15 protein-coding genes, 1 pseudogene, 1 CRISPR repeat array and 1 riboswitch are annotated in these 20,357 nt (G+C 50.5%); of the genes and pseudogenes, 7 read left to right on the top strand and 9 right to left on the bottom strand.

What is annotated here, in order from left to right:
- Positions 1 to 131 precede the first annotated feature (131 nt).
- Positions 132 to 890 (top strand): DUF3800 domain-containing protein, encoded by a 759-nt coding sequence (locus QQZ12_RS02045; protein ID WP_102991793.1) that lies wholly within the window; start codon positions 132 to 134, stop codon positions 888 to 890.
- Positions 891 to 1,070: 180 nt separating this feature from the next.
- Here QQZ12_RS02045 and QQZ12_RS02040 read toward each other — a convergent pair whose 3' ends face one another.
- A complete protein-coding gene (locus QQZ12_RS02040; RefSeq protein ID WP_284723885.1) occupies positions 1,071 to 1,877 on the bottom strand; it encodes a nucleotidyltransferase domain-containing protein in 807 nt (268 codons plus the stop codon).
- 134 nt (positions 1,878 to 2,011) lie between these two features.
- Positions 2,012 to 2,121, top strand: a riboswitch (SAM riboswitch).
- A gap of 95 nt (positions 2,122 to 2,216) precedes the next feature.
- Between QQZ12_RS02040 and QQZ12_RS02035 the strand changes: the two genes are divergently transcribed.
- Complete coding sequence (locus tag QQZ12_RS02035) at positions 2,217 to 3,536, top strand: Na+/H+ antiporter NhaC family protein (RefSeq protein ID WP_154986774.1); 1,320 nt, start codon at positions 2,217 to 2,219, stop codon at positions 3,534 to 3,536.
- 53 nt (positions 3,537 to 3,589) lie between these two features.
- Here the strand turns inward: QQZ12_RS02035 and QQZ12_RS02030 are convergent, their stop codons facing one another.
- Positions 3,590 to 4,912 carry a 6-phospho-beta-glucosidase gene (locus QQZ12_RS02030; RefSeq protein WP_284723884.1) on the bottom strand — a complete coding sequence of 441 codons (1,323 nt, stop codon included), beginning with the start codon at positions 4,910 to 4,912 and terminating at the stop codon, positions 3,590 to 3,592.
- Between the two features lie 888 nt (positions 4,913 to 5,800).
- On the opposite strand from QQZ12_RS02030, the pseudogene QQZ12_RS02025 reads away from it, so the two are divergent.
- Positions 5,801 to 6,751 (top strand): annotated as a pseudogene (locus QQZ12_RS02025) (S8 family peptidase); the annotation flags it as partial.
- A gap of 182 nt (positions 6,752 to 6,933) precedes the next feature.
- Here QQZ12_RS02025 and QQZ12_RS02020 read toward each other — a convergent pair.
- The gene (locus tag QQZ12_RS02020; protein ID WP_102991788.1) at positions 6,934 to 7,716 is read right to left on the bottom strand and encodes a class I SAM-dependent methyltransferase; all 783 of its coding nucleotides are present in this window, start codon (positions 7,714 to 7,716) and stop codon (positions 6,934 to 6,936) included.
- 370 nt (positions 7,717 to 8,086) lie between these two features.
- Complete coding sequence (locus QQZ12_RS02015; protein WP_431606286.1) at positions 8,087 to 8,380, bottom strand: (2Fe-2S) ferredoxin domain-containing protein; 294 nt, start codon at positions 8,378 to 8,380, stop codon at positions 8,087 to 8,089.
- Positions 8,381 to 8,741: 361 nt separating this feature from the next.
- Between QQZ12_RS02015 and QQZ12_RS02010 the strand changes: the two genes are divergently transcribed.
- Positions 8,742 to 9,674, top strand: coding sequence for a CobW family GTP-binding protein (locus tag QQZ12_RS02010; RefSeq protein ID WP_102991786.1), 933 nt, complete (start codon positions 8,742 to 8,744; stop codon positions 9,672 to 9,674).
- Positions 9,675 to 9,758: 84 nt separating this feature from the next.
- Here the strand turns inward: QQZ12_RS02010 and QQZ12_RS02005 are convergent, their stop codons facing one another.
- Together QQZ12_RS02005 and QQZ12_RS02000 are read right to left on the bottom strand one after the other, a co-directional pair.
- Positions 9,759 to 10,178 (bottom strand): YugN family protein, encoded by a 420-nt coding sequence (locus QQZ12_RS02005; protein ID WP_102991785.1) that lies wholly within the window; start codon positions 10,176 to 10,178, stop codon positions 9,759 to 9,761.
- 88 nt (positions 10,179 to 10,266) lie between these two features.
- Positions 10,267 to 10,677, bottom strand: coding sequence for a DoxX family protein (locus QQZ12_RS02000; RefSeq protein WP_102991784.1), 411 nt, complete (start codon positions 10,675 to 10,677; stop codon positions 10,267 to 10,269).
- Positions 10,678 to 11,000: 323 nt separating this feature from the next.
- Positions 11,001 to 11,550: direct repeats of the CRISPR family, unit length 30 nt; unit sequence GTTTCAATACCACTATGGTTTCAACTAAAC.
- 939 nt (positions 11,551 to 12,489) lie between these two features.
- Between QQZ12_RS02000 and QQZ12_RS01995 the strand changes: the two genes are divergently transcribed.
- Complete coding sequence (locus QQZ12_RS01995) at positions 12,490 to 13,005, top strand: DinB family protein (protein ID WP_284723882.1); 516 nt, start codon at positions 12,490 to 12,492, stop codon at positions 13,003 to 13,005.
- A 26-nt stretch (positions 13,006 to 13,031) separates the two neighbouring features.
- Here the strand turns inward: QQZ12_RS01995 and helD are convergent, their stop codons facing one another.
- Positions 13,032 to 15,365 (bottom strand): RNA polymerase recycling motor HelD, encoded by a 2,334-nt coding sequence (gene helD / locus QQZ12_RS01990; protein ID WP_284723881.1) that lies wholly within the window; start codon positions 15,363 to 15,365, stop codon positions 13,032 to 13,034.
- A 348-nt stretch (positions 15,366 to 15,713) separates the two neighbouring features.
- On the opposite strand from helD, the gene QQZ12_RS01985 reads away from it, so the two are divergent.
- A complete protein-coding gene (locus QQZ12_RS01985; RefSeq protein WP_102991780.1) occupies positions 15,714 to 17,150 on the top strand; it encodes an NAD(P)/FAD-dependent oxidoreductase in 1,437 nt (478 codons plus the stop codon).
- 60 nt (positions 17,151 to 17,210) lie between these two features.
- Here the strand turns inward: QQZ12_RS01985 and QQZ12_RS01980 are convergent, their stop codons facing one another.
- The gene (locus tag QQZ12_RS01980) at positions 17,211 to 18,089 is read right to left on the bottom strand and encodes a LysR family transcriptional regulator (RefSeq protein WP_284723880.1); all 879 of its coding nucleotides are present in this window, start codon (positions 18,087 to 18,089) and stop codon (positions 17,211 to 17,213) included.
- Positions 18,090 to 18,262: 173 nt separating this feature from the next.
- Between QQZ12_RS01980 and QQZ12_RS01975 the strand changes: the two genes are divergently transcribed.
- Positions 18,263 to 19,201, top strand: coding sequence for a DMT family transporter (locus tag QQZ12_RS01975; RefSeq protein WP_102991778.1), 939 nt, complete (start codon positions 18,263 to 18,265; stop codon positions 19,199 to 19,201).
- A gap of 93 nt (positions 19,202 to 19,294) precedes the next feature.
- Here QQZ12_RS01975 and QQZ12_RS01970 read toward each other — a convergent pair whose 3' ends face one another.
- Entirely contained in the window at positions 19,295 to 20,266 is a 972-nt protein-coding gene (locus QQZ12_RS01970; RefSeq protein WP_102991777.1) for a DMT family transporter, read from the bottom strand.
- Positions 20,267 to 20,357 lie beyond the last annotated feature (91 nt).

The following is a 20,357-nucleotide window of genomic DNA, read 5'->3' as shown; positions in this document are numbered from 1 at the left end:
CAAGCAACCGGGGCGGGGCACCTTCATTGCGCAAAAGCAAGATCTTTGACAGAGATAAAAGATTGATTATTCAAATAACAATTGAAAGAATATATAATCAGTATATAACCTGTGAAACGGAGCCGATCACTTTGAGCCTAATCGTGATTTGGGGAGATGAAAGCAGTCAGAATGCTCACAAATACATGGTGTTGGGCACTATTTGGCAACGCGCGGACACGTACAAAGCGTTAGAGGCGGATGTTGCTCGCATGCGGCGGCAACTTGGATTTAACCGCGAGTTTCACTGGAATGAAATGAAAAAATACCATCGAGATGCATATATCGCATTCATCAATCTGTTTATCAAGCACATGAGGCAAGGAAACTTAAAGTTTCGAGCCCTCATCGTAGACATGTCGGACAAAAAAAACGTAAAAGCTGGCGATAACAAAGAAACGCATTTTTACAAAATGTTTTTCTGGTTGATCTATAAATGGTTGGCTCCTGAGCATCATTATGACATCTTTTTGGATCGCAAAAGCAACTCCGTACCCGGAAGGTTGCAGGATTTGGAATATTATTTGAACCGGAAAATGGCCGCCGACTATATCCAGCTCATTCGGCAGCTCCCCTCAGGGGCCAAGCAACCCATTGCCTATCCCTTGATTGTGGTACGCCGCGTCGAATCGCGAGACGGCACCCAAACACCTTTACAAATGGCGGATGTCCTGGCCGGGGCGATTGCCTATGTCCGCAACGGACACTACGAAAAAGCCGTCACCAACCGTTCGCACAATCCCAAACGGGCCGTGGTAGACCATCTCGAGGCACAGCTCGGCTTTTCGCTCAAGGACTGTCATGCTCGCAATGAGCATCAAGGGTTTAACCTTTTTTGCTTCAAAAGATAAATAGCGGCGCCCCATTCCCTATCCTGTGCCAGGGTGTTGGACCCGCACATCGATTTCCGCACGACCGAAAAGTCATGGTTTCGGGAGATGGTGGCGCCGACGCTCCAGTATATGCACTCAGTAATTTTATTATACGTCAATTCCAAACCGTTTCAAAACGATTTTTCTAAACGGGTGCATTTACTTCGCCCCAAACTGTCCCGTTGCGCTCCACACTTCGTCTAATGCGGAGCGAAATAGCTCGTCCAATTGCGCCGTCGACACCCCTTCGGCCACCGGCATTTCCCCGGCCAGTTTTTCAAGATGCGCGATCTGTTCCTCCAGAAAAGCGTGAATGCTTTCCACCCGCGCCCCTACGTCCAACTCGTCACCCGCTTTTTTGCGGACCAACAAGGCGTCAATGTCGGCACGAAGCCGGCTCCCCTCCGGAATCAGTTCCTCCACCAACTGCTCAAATACAAGCGGCGGCATCGTCTGGTGCTTCTGAATCCATAAACAGCCCAATACCGGGCGCAGTACATAAAAATATTTTTTGATTTTCACGCGTTCCCCTGTCAGATACCCACGAAAATTGCCCTTGGCCATATGTAGGTAGTGATAAATGGCAGCACGTGGGGAAAACGCCTTTTGCGCAAGCTGCCGCAAGCGCTCTGCTACGGTGTACGCTTCGTGGTATTGGATCGGGGAGTAAAGCCACTCCAGCAACGGGGGATTGGACTTTTTAAACAGCTTCAGCGCTTTGCGCAACTCCCAACCGTTGATGTCGAGCATGTCGTGAATAGGGCATTCGATCACATCCCGTTTCTCCTCGATGGATAAATACCAAGCAACGGGATGGACATAGAGAAAACGCACATCATAGTCGCTATTCTGAGATGGGAAACCCCACGCCCGACTGCCCGATTCACAGGCATACAAAATCTTGACCCCGTGTTTTTCCTCTATGTGCCGCAACTCGTCCAATATCTGACGTTGATGTCCTGTCATTTGTGAATCCCCCCTTTCAACCAAAACCTGACAACCAACAAATCGTTGACATTTACATATAATCATTTTACTATGGCATAAGGAAATCGACACGCAGTTCGTATGCATGTAAAAACGGAATAAGTAAGATCGTCTTCTTATCAAGAGAGGCGGAGGGACTGGCCCTGGGAAACCTCGGCAACGGACTCTTCTCATGGAGAGTGCTGTGCCAAATCCAGCAAGCGATTAGCTTGGCAGATAAGAAGAGTGTGCTTATAACCATAAGACCTCTTCTTCCTGTTGTGTGTAGAAGGGGTCTTTTCAGTTTTCCGTTTCCAACCACAGAAAGGGGTTATAAGCATGAAACAAGCCAATCCATGGGCATTGTTGCCCTTTGCCATATTTCTGGCCTTGTTCGCCGGCGCCGGGCTAGTGACCGGGGACTTCACCAAATTCCCCGTGTTGGTCGCCGTCCTGATCGCGTCCGGTGTGGCATTTCTGATGAACCGTTCCTTATCCTTAAACGAAAAAACGGCGCTTTTCTGCCGTGGAGCTGGACACGACAACATCATCTTGATGGTGATTATTTTTCTGCTCTCCGGCGCTTTTTCTTCAGTAGCCAAAGGGATGGGAGCTGTCGACGCCACCGTCAACTTAGCTCTTTCCATTCTACCGCAAAACCTGCTGATCGTCGGTATGTTTGTGATTGCCTGCTTCATCTCCCTGTCGATGGGGACTTCCATGGGGACGATTGTAGCTCTGGCGCCCATCGGCGTCGGCATCAGCGGGCAGACAGACATTCCGGTGGCCTTGGCCATTGCGGCCGTGATCGGTGGTGCTATGTTCGGGGATAATTTGTCTGTCATTTCCGACACGACGATCGCCGCGGTCAACTCGCAAAACGTCAATATGAAAGATAAGTTCAAAGTGAACTTTTTCATCGTGTTGCCCGCCGCCCTGGTTACTGTAGCCATCCTCACCTTCTTAACGCTGGGTGGACAAAGCCATGTCGCCACCGACCAAGTGGCATGGGTTAAAACATTGCCTTACTTGGCTGTATTGATCGCGGCGTTGGCCGGCGTCAATGTGCTACTCGTATTGACGGGCGGAATTGCGTTTGCCGGAGCCATCGGCCTGTTGGACGGTTCATACACCCTGATGAGCTTCATCAAAGAGATCGGCACCGGCTTTGCCGGAATGCAAGAACTCTCCATATTGGTTCTCCTGATCGGGGGCATGGTGGAATTAATCCGTCACCATGGTGGTATTGACTTCTTGTTGCAGGCGATCACCCGCAACATCCGTTCGAAAAAAGGCGCTGAATTCGGCATTGCCGGCTTGGTTTCGGCCACCAATCTGGCCATCGCCAACAACACCATCTCCATCATCATTGCCGGGCCGCTGGCCAAAGAAATCGCCGAACGGTATGAGATCGACCGCCGCAAATCAGCCAGCTTGCTGGATATTTTCTCCTGTTGCATCCAGGGCTTGATCCCGTACGGCCCGCAACTGCTCGTGGCCGCGGGTGTGGCTTCGATCTCCCCGCTGTCCATCATGCAGTACAATGTTTATCCGCTGTTGATCGGCATCTGCGCAGCAATCTCCATTTTGGTCGGCTATCCACGGGCCAAGGGAGTCCAACCCGCTGTACAAAAAACAACATTGCCGGCCAACCAATAATATTTACCCCACCTCATGACAAAGGTGGGGTTTTCTTTTGGTTTGAGCCTTCCTCAATCACCAAAGAAACGCGGCAAATAAGCCCGATGCGCCTCCAACAACTCATCCAAGATCTGCTTGGCGACCGCATCCGAAGGCACCAACGGATTGATGACCATCGCCAACAACGCTGTGCGATAATCTCCTGACACAGCGGCGTCGACAGTGACGCGCTCAAACGATTTGATCTGTTGCACCAATCCGCGGACGGCAACCGGCAACTCACCCATCACGAGTGGGCGTGGACCTTCTCTGGTGATGACGCAACTCACTTCCACCGCTGACTCATCAGGGATGCCGGCAATCGCACCCTGATTGCGGGTGTTAACCACCTGAATGTCCCGCTTATCGGTGTAGATGGAACGCATCAACTGCACCGCCGCTTCACTATAATAGGCACCGCCACGCCCCTCCAATTGCTTCGGTTTGACGTTCAGATTAGAATCTTGGTACAACGCAAACAGTTCGTCCTCCAGCCGTTTGACCACCTCCGCCCGGGTGCCGGTTTGTGCCGCTTCTCGCTTCATCGCGGCCAGCATGGTGCGCGGTTGATAATAATATCGATGATAACCGCAAGGAATCACCCCTAGCGCTTCCACAAACTCCGGCACCCACTCGACACCAGTCAATTGCCGGATCGTCTGTCCATCTTCGCCGCGCCCGGCCAGCATAGCAATCACCCGTCTAGAAATGTCCTCTCCATCAAGGGTGGTCTTCAAACCGTAGGACATGTGATTCAAACCGGCGAAGTCGATGCGCACCCGTGCTGGCTCCACATTGAGCGCCATGGCGATCCCCCTGCTGATGCTGATCGGGCCGTTGCACAAGCCGATCACTTTGTTGATCCGGCTATGCCGCAACACCGCTTCTGTCACAATCCCCGCCGGATTGGTAAAGTTGATCAGCCAAGCCTCCGGGCACAATACCTCCATCTCTTCGCAAATGTCCAGGATCACCGGAATGGTGCGCAAGGCTTTAAACAGACCGCCGGGCCCATTGGTCTCTTGTCCGATTACATCATATTTTAAAGGAATCGTTTCATCTTTGATCCGTGCCGCCAACCCGCCCACCCGAAACTGGGTGATGACGAAAGCAGCGTCTTTGAGCGCCGCTTGGCGATCCAATGTCCAATGAATCGTTATCGGCGCTCCCGCCTTGTACACCATGCGCTGGGCAAGACGCCCAATGATCGCAAGCTTTTCTTTCCCTTCTTCCACATCCACCAGCCAGACCTCTTTCACCGGCAATTCATGCTGCCCCTTGATGAGCCCATCGATCAGCTCCGGCGTGTAGCTTGAGCCCCCGCCGATCACCGCAATCTTCAACCCATTACGCATACAGCATCCCCTTTCACCCGCTTCATTTCTCTTCCCGGAGTCATCCCCCTTGCCCTTGGCCAATAACTGCGACTTCTAGGCCTTTTCCTTACCGAACCACAGCCCACTGCCGGTGTGCAACCAACTAAATTAATCAATCTTATGATCCGTTCAAATAATAGATGAATTAAATTATTTGATATAAAATTAAATATATTACGTCATTAGCATATATTTTCGGGGGTGAAAAGCCGAGGTTTCAACGCACCCAACAACACCGCTATGCCCGCAGGCTACAGGCATTTGTGATTAGAGTGTGTCTGATGAATAGGCCAGCGGCTCCAAAACCATTTTCTTTCACGCGTGGCAAGGCGCTCCTCGAGAAAAGGTTTTTCCGCCGCTTCTTCCCTACCAACTTGATTTGCCAGACACCCCTAGTGTTTCATCACCCGTGAATCCACATCAGAGAGAGGGAACATCATGAGAAAAAATAGGTTCAAATGGCTGTCGCTGTCGACCGCCGTCTTGCTGTGCACGTCCGTCCTCACCATCATGGGTGGCGGCCAATCTTCTGTTGCGGCGAATGAATCACAACCACACCAAAAACGGGTTGTTGTCAAACTCAAAGATCACCTCGTCCCATCCTACCAAGATGGCGTGGAAAAAACGATCCGTGCGAAAGACAAAACCGCTTCCCTGCCCAACTTAAAGATGGAGCGCTTGTTCCGTTCCATCGAGCCGAACCGCTTGCACAACATGATCCATGCCAAACAGGCAAGTCCCGATCTGATGCAATATTATGCGGTAACGGTTCCCAAAGGAATGGATGCCGAGCAATTAGCCAAGCAGTATGAACGTTCTTCCTTGGTGGAATTGGCTTATGTCGAAGGCACTCCAGTGCAACCACCAGCAGTCACTCCCCAAGATGACCCTCGCTCGGGAAACCAAGGATATCTGAAGCCGGCCCCAGAAGGGATAGACGCCCATTTTGCTTGGACCAAAGCCGGCGGGGACGGCAGTGGCATCACTTTTGTCGATTTGGAGCAAGGGTGGGAATTGAACCACGAAGATCTGGCAGCCAAAAGAATCCAGCTGATCTCCGGGGTGAACAAAGCGTACCACAGCCATGGCACTGCCGTGCTGGGTGAAGTGGTGGCGGTGGATAATACCCTCGGCGATATCGGCATCACCCCCAACGCCACGGCCAAAGTCGTGTCACAGTGGCGCACCCAATCCACATACAGCACTGCGGACGCTATTTTGAGCGCGGTCAATACCATGAAGCCAGGCGATGTGCTGCTGTTGGAAGCTCAAACAACCGCGCCGGGCTACAATACGTATTTGCCCGTGGAAGTGGAGCCGGCTGTCTTTGACGCCATTCGCACGGGAACGGATCGAGGCATCACGATCGTAGAAGCGGCCGGCAACGGCGCCAACGACTTGGATGCATATAAGGATAGTCAGGGCAAATACGTGTTAAACCGCAACAGTCCCGATTTCCGTGATTCGGGAGCGATCATGGTGGGCGCCGCCAGTTCCGGCACCGTGCATAAACGCTTGTCATTCTCCAACTACGGCAGCCGCATTGATTGCTACGGTTGGGGAGAAAACATTGACACCACTTATGGCAACTTGGGTGAGACCAATCGTTATACCACCAGTTTCAATGGAACTTCCGGTGCTTCACCCATTGTGGCCGGTGCAGCTGTCGCCGTACAAGGGGCCGCTTACGCCAAATATCAGAGCCATTACTCTCCGGCCACCTTGCGGAGCATCCTGAGCAATCCTCAGTTTGGAACCCCATCAGCCAATCCGTCTACTGATAAGATCGGCGTAATGCCTGACTTGAAAAAAATCTTATACTCTTTCTAACACAATGAATAAGACCCCTTAACAAGGGGTGAGCTTGATGACAAACCCCTGGATCTTTTCGTGAGAAAAGGGCCAGGGGTTGTATTGATCTTTATTTCAATTCAATACGACAAAAAAGCTGTTGACCGGTTGACGGATTTGCCTGATGGTTGTAATCCGTTGATAGGCAATTATTCCTTTTTGGCCACCCAAATCGTCCAATAATCTTGTTCGACAATTTCCTGTGTGCTGCGATTGCACAAGCGTTCGCTTATATACTGAACGAGATATTCCAATTCCGGATCTGACAGTTCGTGCAAAATGGACCGACCTGTTCTCGCTAATAGATCCTTCTTGAGTTCTTCAAGACCGGTGTAAGTTTTTCTTGTCTCACATAATGGATGTTCGTCAACGGATCGAAAACCCACCTTTAGTAAGGCTTCCTTAACTGTTTTGCCATCATGCCTTCGTTCGACTTCTATGTCGATAAGTCTTGGGTATACTTCGAAGAAATACCCTCGAATATGATTCTCACTCGGTGGTTGCAAAGTATCCTCGATGGTGCGGTTCTGCACGATGAAAATGCCGCCGGGTTTCAATAACCTGTAAGTCTCACGGAAACACGATTCCAAGTCCGACAGATGGTGAATGAGTGCCCTTGCTAGGATCACATCATACGTTGAACTTGGCAGGTTCGTATCAAGTACATCCCCTACGACAAAGGTGATTTGGGGATAGTCCTTACAGTTTTCTGCGGCGCCTTTGATCATCTCCCTAGAAAAATCGATTCCGGTAACATGTTTTGCTCCCATCTGGGCAAACGCCTTGCAGTAAATCCCACCACCGCACCCCATATCCAAAACGCGTTTGCCTTTCACATCCACGATATTTCGGATGGTGGATATCCAAGATAAGTAAGCCTGACGTGCAGCATATGTGAAACGGTTGTTCTTAGAATGAAAGTCAATCGGCATGAAACACTCCTCCTCGTGCGGCACAGTATGAAAACACTGACGTAACAGAGATTATAAGGCTCGCGTTCTCCATTTTTTGCGAAAAAAAACAGTTTTCTGACCTTTAAAATACGTTCGTGGTCAAACATGCTCATTCCTTCGGGGTAATGGGAAGCTTTGTATTGCAATTATTTTTGGAGTAATCTATGGAGTGATCTATTTCATTGTCAGGTTTTTGCCTCTTCCCAGCTGATGTGAATTTATGGTTTCTATTTCTATCCATTTAATGTTTCGCCCCTTCGTCCTTTGCCCTTGATGTTATCTTCTTATTTCGACAAAAAAACCGCTGACTTTTCTACCTTTGTCAGCAGTCTCACCCCTTAACAAGGGGTCATTTTTTCTTTCCAAGCGGCGCAATCTCACTTCTAACAAACTTCCCGTCTACCAACACATGACTAATATGCTCCTCAAACCCTTCCCCCGTCCGCACCCGCTCGAGCAACGCTGGCGCATGCTCTGGACTCACATCACGAAACCACGTCCCTTGGGGATAAGCGATGACGACACAAGCGTCTTGGCAACGCCCATTGCATCTCGTCCGTGACGTGTGTATTTGTCGATCTAGGCCCAAGAGGGAGATTTCCGCACGGATTGCCTGCGTCACCTCTTCCCCTTGCCGTTTCATACAACTTCCACCATTGCAGATCAGGAGATGATGTTGCAACTCCGAAAAATCCCATGTGCTCACTTAATCACCTTTTTGCACCGGCTTAATAAGAATGATTATGATTTAACCAATAACCTCTATCTTTCTTTATATTGCAATTACATTATAACTTTGTAGTTCATTCTATTTCAACAAAACAGGATCAATTATTATTTACATAGATATCAGAACAAGTTATGATAGACCTAATTTGACGCGAGTGAAGGCGTGTCAGGCAAATCACGTAGACACATGCGAAGCGGCCGACATTGAAGCCGCCCAGCATATTGAAGAACACACCCTAATCACGTGTCTCGTCTTGGTTGAGGTGAAATAGAACATGACCACAAAGCCAGTAGAAATCTATATTTTAAGCGGGTTTCTGGGGAGCGGCAAAACCACGCTCCTAACCCAGCTGTTGGCCTGGGAAAAAGAGCGTGGCCGCCAAGTGGCCGTATTGATGAACGAGATTGGCAATATCTCCGTCGATTCGCGCCTCCTGCCACCGGACACCCCATTGAAGGAGTTGTTAAACGGCTGCATCTGTTGCACGATCCAAGCACAGCTGTCGCATCAACTGCTGAGTTTGTGCCAACAGCATACGCCTGACGCCATCTATATCGAAGCGACCGGAGCAGCCCATCCTATCGAAGTGCTGGACGCTTGCATCACGCCGCTGATGGCTAAACAGATCAAAACGTGCAAAATCGTCACCACCTTGGACTTGCCCCGCTGGCGTGACCGGGATCGGCTCAGCGTGCGGGTGAGACGCCTGATGGAGGAGCAGGTGCGGTTTACTGATTTTTTGATCATCAACAAAGCCAGTGATGTCGCCGAGAGTGAACGCGAGCGCCTGATCGCTGACCTCGTCCATATCAACAGCACCGCGCCTCAAATCGTAACCGATTTTGCGCGATTTGACTTACCTCTCCTTTATGATGCAGTCGGCACACACACCTCGTTTTACCGCACAGAAACACACCAACCGGCACATGCCGCGGAACACTTGCGCGTGCGCGCCTTTTCCTACACATGGGACAAGCCGATCGACCGCAACATGTTTGAAGCGTGGCTCCGCACAACGCCAGATACGCTATACCGGGCAAAAGGGTATCTGCGCTTTCACGATCAGCCCCAGCAAACCATGCTGTTTCAATACGCTTACGGCATGCCGATGTTCACGGAAGAGCCTTTTCCCTATCCCAGCACCGTGGTTTTCATCGGCGAAGACTTGCCTGAAGCTGAATTAAAAGCGCAATTGGCCAAACTTTGAAGGATGGCGCCCATATCCGCACAACGCACAAAGGCAGGGCGGGAGTTCTTTCCCGTCCTGCCTTTGTTTTCTTACACGCTTGCACTAGGTAAACAGTGACTCCAACCGCGCAACCTTCTGGCGAGCCCGGTCCACCCACTGCGGTGCGATATCAGCGGTTTCTGTGGGAAGCGGCTTGCTAAACTGATTGACAAGCGCACTAACCACGCCGCTATCACCGACCGGATCATTGCCGGTGCGAAATTCATGCTTGATGACAAATGGCTTGCCCAAGTCCACCACGGTGTCCTCGCGCCCCATCTCAATGACGCCCGACACGGCGTACACTGGCACGCGCAAGTAATAACGGTGGCCATGTTCCGCTTCCTCATCTAAGGCATAGTCAAAATAGCCATGGTCATATTGATGCCCGCCACCGAGCACAAACCCTTCCGGAGCTAAAATCTGCTCCACCTTCCCCAGCGTCAGCCGGATGCCCTCAATGGTTGAATCAATCGGTATCATGGATGAGTCTCCTATCTGCGCATATTTCTCATCCTAGTATGCGCGGAAACCGCACGCCTCATCCTCCCGTCAAAGGAGACGTACCGTTTCAGCTGAAATGTTCTTCTTTGTCAAAGAAACGGTCCAACGCCCATCGGCCGCCCCCAGTGAGAAGCAGGGACACCGAGATCGCCAACAGCGCCAGATCAAACTCATATCCGGCCACTTCCTCATTTCCCATGAACCCAACAGACCATTTAACCGTCACAATCGCACCCACCATCACGCAGGCAAACAAAAACGCGACCACCCGCGTACCCAGGCCGAGAATCATCGCCGCGCCGCCCACCAACTCAATCACGGACACCGCGTACCCCAGGAACCCGGGAAGACCCATCCCTGCAAACATCCCTGCCACGGCATCCAACCCCATGGTGAACTTCATGATCCCGTGCACCAGAAACGTCACACCGAGCACAAGCCTCAAGATCAACACACTTACTGCCGTATTCAAACGCATGTGATACACCCTTTCTCGTATGGATATAGGAAATGAAATAATTTCAATTAAATTACTTAATGTAAGTTAGTATAAAATAGTAATAAGGGATTGTCAAGCAAATGGGTTAAACCATCCGCCTGTGGAGGGATGATCGATTAATGTCTGAATGCATGCTGGCAAAAAACGTCACCTACAGAAACTTCCTCTCCTTATTGTGAGATAATTCTGATAGTTGTGGTTGGATTTATTTTGCAAAGATCGCCGCGGGATGATATTTTACTTCTCTTGGTTTGATATAAGTAAACATCAAATTGATTCGTAAGTGGTTAGGGAACAGGAATGTTTTGATGCAATTATGGTTTCAACTAAACTCAAAATTCGCCGATATGTTGGCCTTCCACCAATGTTTCAATGCCACAATGGTTTCAACTAAACGCTACATCATCAACAACGGAAGACGGTTACATGGTGTTTCAATACTACTATGGTTTCAACTAAATTGGGACAAAGAATTGAAAATGTTCCTGGAACATGTGTTTCAATACCACTATGGTTTCAACTAAACGCAAATTGAGCAACCTCAATATAAGTGTCAACAGGTTTCAATACCACTATGGTTTCAACTAAACTCCGCCCGTTTGATGTGCGAGTTGCCGTATGGCAAAGTTTCAATACCACTATGGTTTCAACTAAACACGAGTGTCTCTTCGCCGCTCGTCCTTAAACACACGTTTCAATACCACTATGGTTTCAACTAAACAGAGACAGAAAAAAATGCCATAACTTTCATCAGCTAGTTTCAATACCACTATGGTTTCAACTAAACCAATGAGCTTTCAGAGAACTTGGGCGGTTTCCGGGGTTTCAATACCACTATGGTTTCAACTAAACCCGTATGTGAACGCCAGTCATCTCAAGCATTTTCATTATAGCAAAAGCCGAAATAGTCTGTGAACCTCTGATAATGCAAAAACTCCGGGAGGTTCACAGACTTTTTAGAGAGTGAAAGCGTCTCGAAGCAACAGCTCAAAACCATATTATTCTCATTCGCTTCACTTACACATCAGCGCTCCTTGAGAAAAGGTTTTCCGCCGCTTTACTTCTTTCACAAAATCACCATTACAAATCAATGGAAGCAAAAGCATTGTATTTAATGGCTGAATGTTATGATAAGATGAAAGAAGAAAAAGAATTTACTGATTCGACCAATCTTTTGTTCTTCCTGTTGAAAGAACTAAACTTTAAGGAGGACGAGGATGACATCTTTGACGTTTGCTGAATTTTTTAACAGCAGGTATGGTGATGATGATACAGATACAGATTAAGCGAACCTGCACCAAGCAAGGGCTTGGTGCTTTTTATGTATAAAACTTGATCCAACCCCACCTATTCACAATGCACACCCAAAAAGAGACCATTTTACGCTCAATATATAATTTCTTGCACCAAACCAACGAAATATAGGTTACAAAACGCACATTTTGTTACGTTGATAAATATAATCTTACATAACACCCATTCAATCACCTCATTAATGACATCCAAACCCCGCGAATCGATGGTCATCCAACTGACTATCAAAAAAAGATTACAGAACATGAGAAAGGTTTTTATAAACCTAAAGAAGAATAGTCCATATGTGCAGACGGCCATCGGCGGAAACTCCTTTTCCCTACAAGTGAAGAGAATGGATAACAGCTTTGGTGCGCAGGCCCTTCAGAAGGCGGGTTGGCTTCTTCTCTTGCAACCACCTGCACGATGAGATGTCATCCGCCAGAGGAATGGTTTGACATCAAAATTTAAAAACGGCACAAAGGAGCCAGGTCTTTTATGAATGAATACACACGACAGCTCTACGATTATCATACCTGGGCTAATGCAAAGATGTTCGAACGTTTGAAAGAGTTGCCCGCTGATCTCTATCGCCGGGAGTTTGAGACTGGATTCTCTTCACTGTCAAAGGTGTTGGCACACATGTATGCGGCTGATCAGTTTTGGTTTGACATCATGTCTGGCGGCGACATAATGTCAGCACTGGCGATGGGGGAAACTTTTCAAGAGCAGGCTGAAGCGGCCAGCATGGCAGAACTGGAAACGATGTTTGTGGCGTTGAGCCAACAGTATCGTGCGTTTTTTGAACGCCAAGGCGATCTAACTCAATCCATCTTGCTTGAACACGCTCATATCGGGAGGATGGAAACCCCACTCTATGAATTAGTGCAACATGTCGTCAATCACGGCACCTATCACCGCGGCAACATCATGACCATGTTGCAACAATTGGGCCATACATTCACTTCGACGGACTATATTTATTATCTGCATGCCAAAGCAACAAACGGATAGCGGCTTCTCGCCACTATCCGTTTGTTTCACATCCAGGTGAATTTGTTTGGGCCCACTTGGGCCAAAAACGGGGAAACTTCTCCCTGCACATAGAGGAATAGCCGGTGCATGGCCCGTGTGCAAGCCGTGTACAAACGTTTCCGGTCGCTTACTCTGCTGTAATTCTCCTGCGAAAAGTTGTAAATCACCACCGCGTCGAATTCAATGCCTTTGGCTAGGTACACCGGAAGGATCACCACACCGGATGCCAACTCCTGGTCTTCTTTATCAACCAAAGTGATCGGCACGTGCCCTTGCAATTGCGCATACGTTTGCAGGCATTCTTGATGGCTTTTGCAAATGACGGCCAGCGATTCATATCCCTCAGCACGGATGGCCGCGATATCTTCATGCAGTTTGCGCGCCAAGTCCTCCGGTGCCGCCAACTTCCGCACCACCGGCAACGGCCCTTCCCGATTAAACGGCGTCACGGATTTAGCATCAGTCAACAATTCACGGGTGAACGCGACAATTTGCGAAGTGGACCGATAGCTGCGGTTCATCTCGTATTGCTGGACTTCCCCTTCTGCAAATAAGCCTGTCATCTGCTCCAATCCTGATTGACGCGTTTGGTGCGGCAGGATGGCTTGGTTCCAATCCCCCAAGACCGTCAGCTTGGCCATCGGGAACAGGGTTCGCATCACTTGCAATTGAAACGGCGAATAGTCTTGCGCCTCATCGATTAGCACATACCGGATATCCATATACCGGCGGACGCCGTAAATCAATTCCTGCAAATACAGGAGTGGTGTGATATCCTCATACGGAATGGTGCCTTCTTGAAAGCGGCGTCGCGTATATGCGCAAATGTTCGGCCAATCCGTGGGGATATCCTCCCTTTTCGCAAAGCGCTCCACCATGCCTTCTACAAAGAGCTGTTGGTACACTCCATATACATCGACAAACGCGAGTTGCTTTACCTGTTTGCGAACTGGCGCAAACCGCTGACGAACCACTTTCTTGCGCAAGGTCGATTCTGCCTTGTGGTGCTCTCCCGGATCAGGGTCGCCCCAGATGCTGGACTTGTACGCTTGATAATAATCTTCCTTTTCGAGGAATTCGACTTCCTCTCCTACCCAATCGTCCCAGATGAATTGTTCCGCCAGCCGCTCCAATTCATCTAACAACCAGGCGCGCATCATCTGCACCCGGCTGGCTAATTTGGCATCGGGGGCATGCGTGTAAAATCGCTCTTCCATCTGTTCACGGGATACCAGCACCCGACCATTCAGCACGATATCCCGAAATTGCATACCGCCTTGCTCCAACCATTGTTTGTACCCTTGCAACAAGTGGAAAAAGCGAATAGAAGACTTATACCAAATCCCACTCATGCGGGTGGGTAGTGATGGATCGGATTCATGGGTGAGCACATGTTCCAGCTGGTCAAATGCGTCTTCGATGCGAAACGCATTCCCCAACCGGTGTTCTGCATACTTTTGAAACGTCGTCTGCTTGATATTTTCTTCTCCCAACTCCGGCAAAACATTGGAGACATAGCTCATAAAGACCGGATTGGGTGAAAACAGAAGCACTTGCGAGTGGGATAGCCAAGAGCGGTGCTTATAAAGCAAATAAGCGATCCGTTGTAGGGCAACTGATGTTTTGCCGCTTCCCGCAGCCCCTTGCACAAACACCGCCTTACTGCGGTCGTCGCGGATGATGCGGTTCTGCTCCGCTTGGATCGTCGCGACGATATTTTTCATCTGTGTGTCGGATCGTTGACCTAACACTTCTTTGAGAATGGTATCGCCGATAACCGCATCCATGTCAAATGCCGACAACAGCTTGCCGTCTTTGATCAGGTATTGCCGTTTTAAGTGCATCGTTCCCTGAACTGTCCCCATCGGCGTCTCATATTCGACCGGCCCCGGCATCCCGTCATAATACATGTTGGCAATCGGGGCCCGCCAATCGTAAACTAAATGGGCATCCGTCTTTTCATCAAAATACGAAGCGATGCCGATATAAATCTCTTCCTTGTCGGTCTCTCCCGCTTCGGTGAAATCCACCCGTCCAAAATATGGAGATTTCACCATGCGCTTCAGCACATGGAAGCGGCGGCGATCCCGCTCTTGTCTTCGTTCTTGTTCGGACATCACCTGCGCTTGCTGAGTGATACTCGCCACCGTTTCCAAGGCGTCCTCCGCAGTGGCCATGTTCACGGTTACATCTTCCCAAAATTCCCCACGCCAGATGCGCAAATCTTCGCCTTGGGTAGAAAGCTGCTTGCTCAGCTCGGAAATCGCCTCATTCATTTCTGTGAGCACATGCTGCAAACGCCGCTCTTCCAGTTGCCATTCCTCTTTGCCAATGGACATCCTTTCCACCGCCTGTGTTCGCCGGGGCGCATCTCTTCTCAACTCGCTTTGCCAGACGCACCCCGGTCTCAATCTACAAAGGTTTTCACAACAAGTTCGCTAAAAACCATACGCTTCCTTCTAGGTTACCCGTTTCTCCGCATTCACAGCACAAAATGGATATGCCGAATGGGGTAGTTTCATTCCCCACATCCGTTACAGGGCCGGCCCTTGTGGCAACGAGATGCACTTGTCCGGTCAAAATCAGCGATTCTTGATATGAGTCTGATAAAGCGACTCCCATTTTGGGTAAGATGACATGAGAGCAACGCATTTGACATCCATTCTGGCAAACACGGAGGCGTTCGCATGAATAACCGCTATGATGTGATTATTGTGGGTGCTGGGCCCGCCGGAATCTTCACTTGCTATGAGTTGACGTTGCGGTGCCCGGAAGCCAAGGTCTTGCTAATCGACAAAGGGCACGACATCCGCCGTCGCAATTGCCCTATTTTGCAGAAAAAAATTCAGAAGTGCCCGCCCGCCGCCGGAAAAAAAGATTTCGCCGGTTGCGTGCCGGCTTGCTCCATCACCAACGGTTTTGGCGGTGCAGGGGCCTACTCCGACGGAAAGTTCAACATCACCAGCGAATTCGGCGGCTGGATGACGGACTATCTGGATGCTGAAACGGTGGTTGATTTGATCAAATATGTGGATCAAATCAATCTGAAACACGGGGCCAGCGATGTGCTGACTGATCCTCTGACTGAACGGGTGCGCGAGATCGAAAAGCGCGCATATTCCGCTGGGCTCAAATTGCTCCGCGCCCAAGTACGGCATTTGGGCACGGAACAAAACCTCAAGATTTTGACCAGCATCTATGAATACCTACAGGATAAAATTGAGATGCGATATCAAACAGAAGTGTCCGATCTGGTCACGGAGAAAATCGAGGGCGTGCATCATGCGTGCGGGGTCGAGCTTAAGGACGGCACCACCCTACTCGCTGATAAGGTGGTTATCGTCCCCGGGCGAGACGGCTCGCATTGGCTAGGCAACCTGCTTAAGAAACGGCGCATCAAAATGAGTGCCAACCAAGTTGATATCGGGGTTCGGGTGGAAACCTCCAACCTGGTGATGGAAGAGATCAACGAACATCTGTATGAGGGCAAATTTATCTTCAACACTTCTGTCGGCACCAGAGTGCGCACTTTTTGCTCCAATCCGTCCGGCCACGTAGTGGTTGAGAACCATTCAGGGATCATGCTGGCCAACGGACATGCTTACAAAAACCCCGAACTCGGCAGTAACAACACCAACTTCGCGCTGTTAGTCTCGCATCAGTTTGCCGATCCATTCGACCAACCGACCGAGTACGCCCACGCCATTTCCCGTTTGGCTAACCAATTGTCCAACGGCGGGGTGATCGTACAAAAATATGGCGACATCAAAAAAGGGCGCCGCTCTACCCCCAAACGGATCAAAGAAGGGTTTATCTCCCCGACATTGAAGGAAGCGGTGCCCGGTGACTTGGGACTGGTCCTACCCTACAACACCATGATAAGTTTGATCGAAATGCTGGAAGCCTTGGATAAAGTCACTCCTGGCATCGCCGCTGAACACACCCTCTTCTACGGAGTCGAAGCGAAATTTTACTCCGCCCGCCCCAAACTAAACCGCCATTTCGAGTCGGAGATTGCCGGCTTGTATTTGGGCGGTGACGGAGCGGGCGTCACGCGAGGATTGGCCCAGGCTGGAGCGTGCGGGGTTTGGATCGCACGCGACATCGCCAGTAAACTAGGGTGAGACAACGTTTTTTAGACCAATATACAAAAGGCCCCGATGAAGGGGCTTTTGTTTTTAAACTCAGCCCCCCGATTGCCCTGCTGGCTGGGGAGCACCCCACCACTGCCGGATCACCCGCTCCCATGCGGGGGTGTACACTACATCAATGGTGCGGCAAAATTGTACATCTCGCACGGGTTTGGTCACCAACGCAGGCATATGCAAGTGCTCGGCCATCATTCGCGGCACAAACGAAATGCCGATGCCCCGCGCCACATACATGGGGATGGACTCATTCGCATCCAGCTCTAGCACCGTCTTTGGCGGAATTCCCCACCGCTCGCAACATCTGAGCCATGATTCCCGCATGTCGCACGGTTCTTTGTACACCACCAACGGCTCCGTCAAAAAATCTTGCGGCGCAAGCGACGGCAACTGAGCCAAGGGATGCGCAACAGGCAATACGGCGACATAAGGCTCTTCCAACAGGCGCCGGGACAACATCCCCGAACCGCCGGCAAAGTCCTGCACAAACACTACATCACACATTCCATCCCGCCACTTGGCAATCAACTGGTCGGTGGTATCCGCCACGGTCATCTCCACTGCTTGGCCGCGGGTATGGAGCTCATGGATAAACGAAGGGAGAAAATAGCTGACCAGGCTGGGCAGTCCTCCCATCCGTAGCGGCGCCTCCTCGGCAAACTGCCTCATTTCCCGCTCGATTTGTTCAATTTCCGCCAAAATGGCACGCGCCCGGCTATAAAAGTGCCGGCCCGCCTCTGTCAAGACCACTCCCGTCGTTTTCCGGATTAACAATCGGCATTGCAACTGTTCTTCCAATTGGCTCATCTGCTTGGTGAGAGCCGGTTGGGAAACGAATAACGCGTCGGCCGCTTTGTTCAAACTCCCTTTTTCCACCACGGTGGCAAAGGCATGCAATTGTCGCAACGTAAACACGATTCGCTCTCTCCTGCCTTGCATGAGTGAAGACAACAAAATCCTGATTGGACACGGTTGTCTTATGCACGGGATATAACTTGAGGTTATAACGGTATCTCTTTTTGATCATACCATGGGTTCCCGCTTCCTGATATCCTATTCCTCATCAACACACGAAAGCGGGGATCATCATGACTTGGATCACTTGGCTCGGCTACGCACTTATGTGCATCATTTACGGTACTTCCTTTCTAGCTATTAAACTGGGGCTTGGTGACGGCATGCCCCCCTTCTTGGCGGCCGGCCTGCGCTTTGCCATCGCTGGCGGCTTGCTCTGCCTATTCCTCGGTCTATCCAAACGCTGGCAATCCCTTAACTGGCGAACTTATTTGGAGTTAGCGTGGATCGGTTTCTGCATGACAACGGTTCCCTTCGCCGCGCTGTACTGGGCGGAGCAACACATTGATTCAGGGGAAGCCGCTCTATTGGTGGCGACGTCTCCCCTCTTCAGCGCCATCCTCGCCCTGCTCTTCAGGCAACTCACTTTCACTTGGACGCTGGTGGTAGGCTTGCTTTTGAGCGGAGGCGGGATGGTGTTCGTCATCGGCGAGACCCCCTCGGCTTTCCAACTCGGTTCTCTCCCGTTTTATGGAAAATTGGCCATCGTCCTGTCCGAATTCATTCACGGACTCGGCGCCATTCACGCCAAACGGCTCATGAATAAGGTGTCACCCGCCACACTTAACGGATGGCAAATGGTCTTCGCCAGTTTCGGACTGTTCGCGCTTTCATTGCTGATAGAAAAAAACGCGCAAGTCGATTTCACGCCGGTCACTCTCTTGTCCCTGCTCCACTTGAGCATCGTGGTCTCCATTGTCGCCTCTGGCCTGTTTTATTGGTTGATGCGAGAAACCAATCCGCTGTTCCCTGTCACGTGGACCTATGTGTCTCCGGTGATCGCTGTGGCTGTGGGGGCTTTGTTCCTGAATGAACGCGTCACGCTCGCCCACATTATCGGCGGCGCGTGCGTCCTGATCGGTATCATCGTGATGAATCTCAAAACCAAACAATCCGCATCTGACTCCTCAACCACATCTCTGTCAAACGCAAACAAGCCGACCAGCGTCTAGGTCGGCTTGTTTTTGCAATGCAGGGCGAAACACGATTTTAATGCCGCCGGGCATTGGCGCTTACATGCTGACAACAGCAGTGCCACGCTTTGCTTACAACTCCGGCTTGGCCGATGGGCGGGGTGCATGTTTTCGGTGGGACAGATAACTATGGAAAATCATGCCAACCACTACCAGACCCATGCCCGCCCAAGACCACAGTGACGGCAGTTCCGCTTGCAACCAAACCACTTCCATCAACACGGCAAACAGCACCTCAGCTGATTGCGTCGCCTCGACAGCGGCCAATTGTTGCATATCTCCCTTCACCATATCCGTTGCCTGGAAAAACAGCACCGTGGCCACCACTCCCGAGCACAGCGCTACCAATAGCGACTGGAAAAGTTGGCTTTCGCTCGGCGCTCCAACCGTCAGCCCACCATAAATGGACAGCACCAACCAAAACGGGAGACTCGCCAGCGTCATGCCCAACACCCGCTGATATGCGTCCAATTTCCCTTCGCAGACCTCCATCATTTTCCGATTGCCAAGTGGATAAGCGAATGAGGCCACCAGCACTGGGAGGATTCCCCCGACGATCTCTGTGAGGGAGAGTTGGCGGGCATGCTCCAACTGCATCAGCGCGATCCCCACGACGATCAACATGGAGACACCCAGAGCTAGCCATGGAATCGATTGGCGGACTTTTCGCACGCCCGTCGGCGTCTGCACTTTCTCCCAAAAGAAGGGCGCCAACAAGGTACCAGATATAATCGTCACCTGCCATGTACCGGCGATCAACCAGCCGGGGCCGTATGCCGCCGCAAAGCACATCGGGGCGTAAAACAGACCGAACCCAACCACGCTCCATCCCAGCCAAGGGAGGGGATGAGCCCGCATATGGACGAAGAGCGGCTTCACATTTCGGCGCAAACCCACGATCAGGAACAAAAAGGGCACCATAAACCAATATCGCAACGACGCACTCCAAATCCAGCTACCTCCGGACAATTCCATCGCCCGATTCAACACAAAAGTAAACGCAAAAAAGAATGCCGCGATCACACCTAACAGTATCGGCCGCATCTTGCCATCCTCTCCCATCCAAACAAGGTCGCGATCTATTAAAACTAAATGATATAACTCTTTTTACACAAAAACATTCTACCACACACCT

Source organism: Laceyella tengchongensis, from assembly GCF_900182735.1.
GTDB lineage: Bacteria > Bacillota > Bacilli > Thermoactinomycetales > Thermoactinomycetaceae > Laceyella > Laceyella tengchongensis.
Note: the sequence above shows the minus strand (reverse complement) of the source record. Positions and strands in the feature narration are given on the sequence as shown.

Coding starts and splice junctions, on each gene's coding strand:
- QQZ12_RS02000 (WP_102991784.1), bottom strand. CDS start 10,677: ATGCGTTTGAATACGGCAGTAAGTGTGTTGATCTTGAGGCTTGTGCTC.
- QQZ12_RS02015 (WP_431606286.1), bottom strand. CDS start 8,380: ATGAAACGGCAAGGGGAAGAGGTGACGCAGGCAATCCGTGCGGAAATC.
- helD (WP_284723881.1), bottom strand. CDS start 15,365: ATGTCCATTGGCAAAGAGGAATGGCAACTGGAAGAGCGGCGTTTGCAG.
- QQZ12_RS01975 (WP_102991778.1), top strand. CDS start 18,263: ATGACTTGGATCACTTGGCTCGGCTACGCACTTATGTGCATCATTTAC.
- QQZ12_RS01970 (WP_102991777.1), bottom strand. CDS start 20,266: ATGCGGCCGATACTGTTAGGTGTGATCGCGGCATTCTTTTTTGCGTTT.
- QQZ12_RS01985 (WP_102991780.1), top strand. CDS start 15,714: ATGAATAACCGCTATGATGTGATTATTGTGGGTGCTGGGCCCGCCGGA.
- QQZ12_RS02030 (WP_284723884.1), bottom strand. CDS start 4,912: ATGCGTAATGGGTTGAAGATTGCGGTGATCGGCGGGGGCTCAAGCTAC.
- QQZ12_RS02020 (WP_102991788.1), bottom strand. CDS start 7,716: ATGCCGATTGACTTTCATTCTAAGAACAACCGTTTCACATATGCTGCA.
- QQZ12_RS02010 (WP_102991786.1), top strand. CDS start 8,742: ATGACCACAAAGCCAGTAGAAATCTATATTTTAAGCGGGTTTCTGGGG.
- QQZ12_RS01995 (WP_284723882.1), top strand. CDS start 12,490: ATGAATGAATACACACGACAGCTCTACGATTATCATACCTGGGCTAAT.
- QQZ12_RS02005 (WP_102991785.1), bottom strand. CDS start 10,178: ATGATACCGATTGATTCAACCATTGAGGGCATCCGGCTGACGCTGGGG.
- QQZ12_RS02040 (WP_284723885.1), bottom strand. CDS start 1,877: ATGACAGGACATCAACGTCAGATATTGGACGAGTTGCGGCACATAGAG.
- QQZ12_RS02035 (WP_154986774.1), top strand. CDS start 2,217: ATGAAACAAGCCAATCCATGGGCATTGTTGCCCTTTGCCATATTTCTG.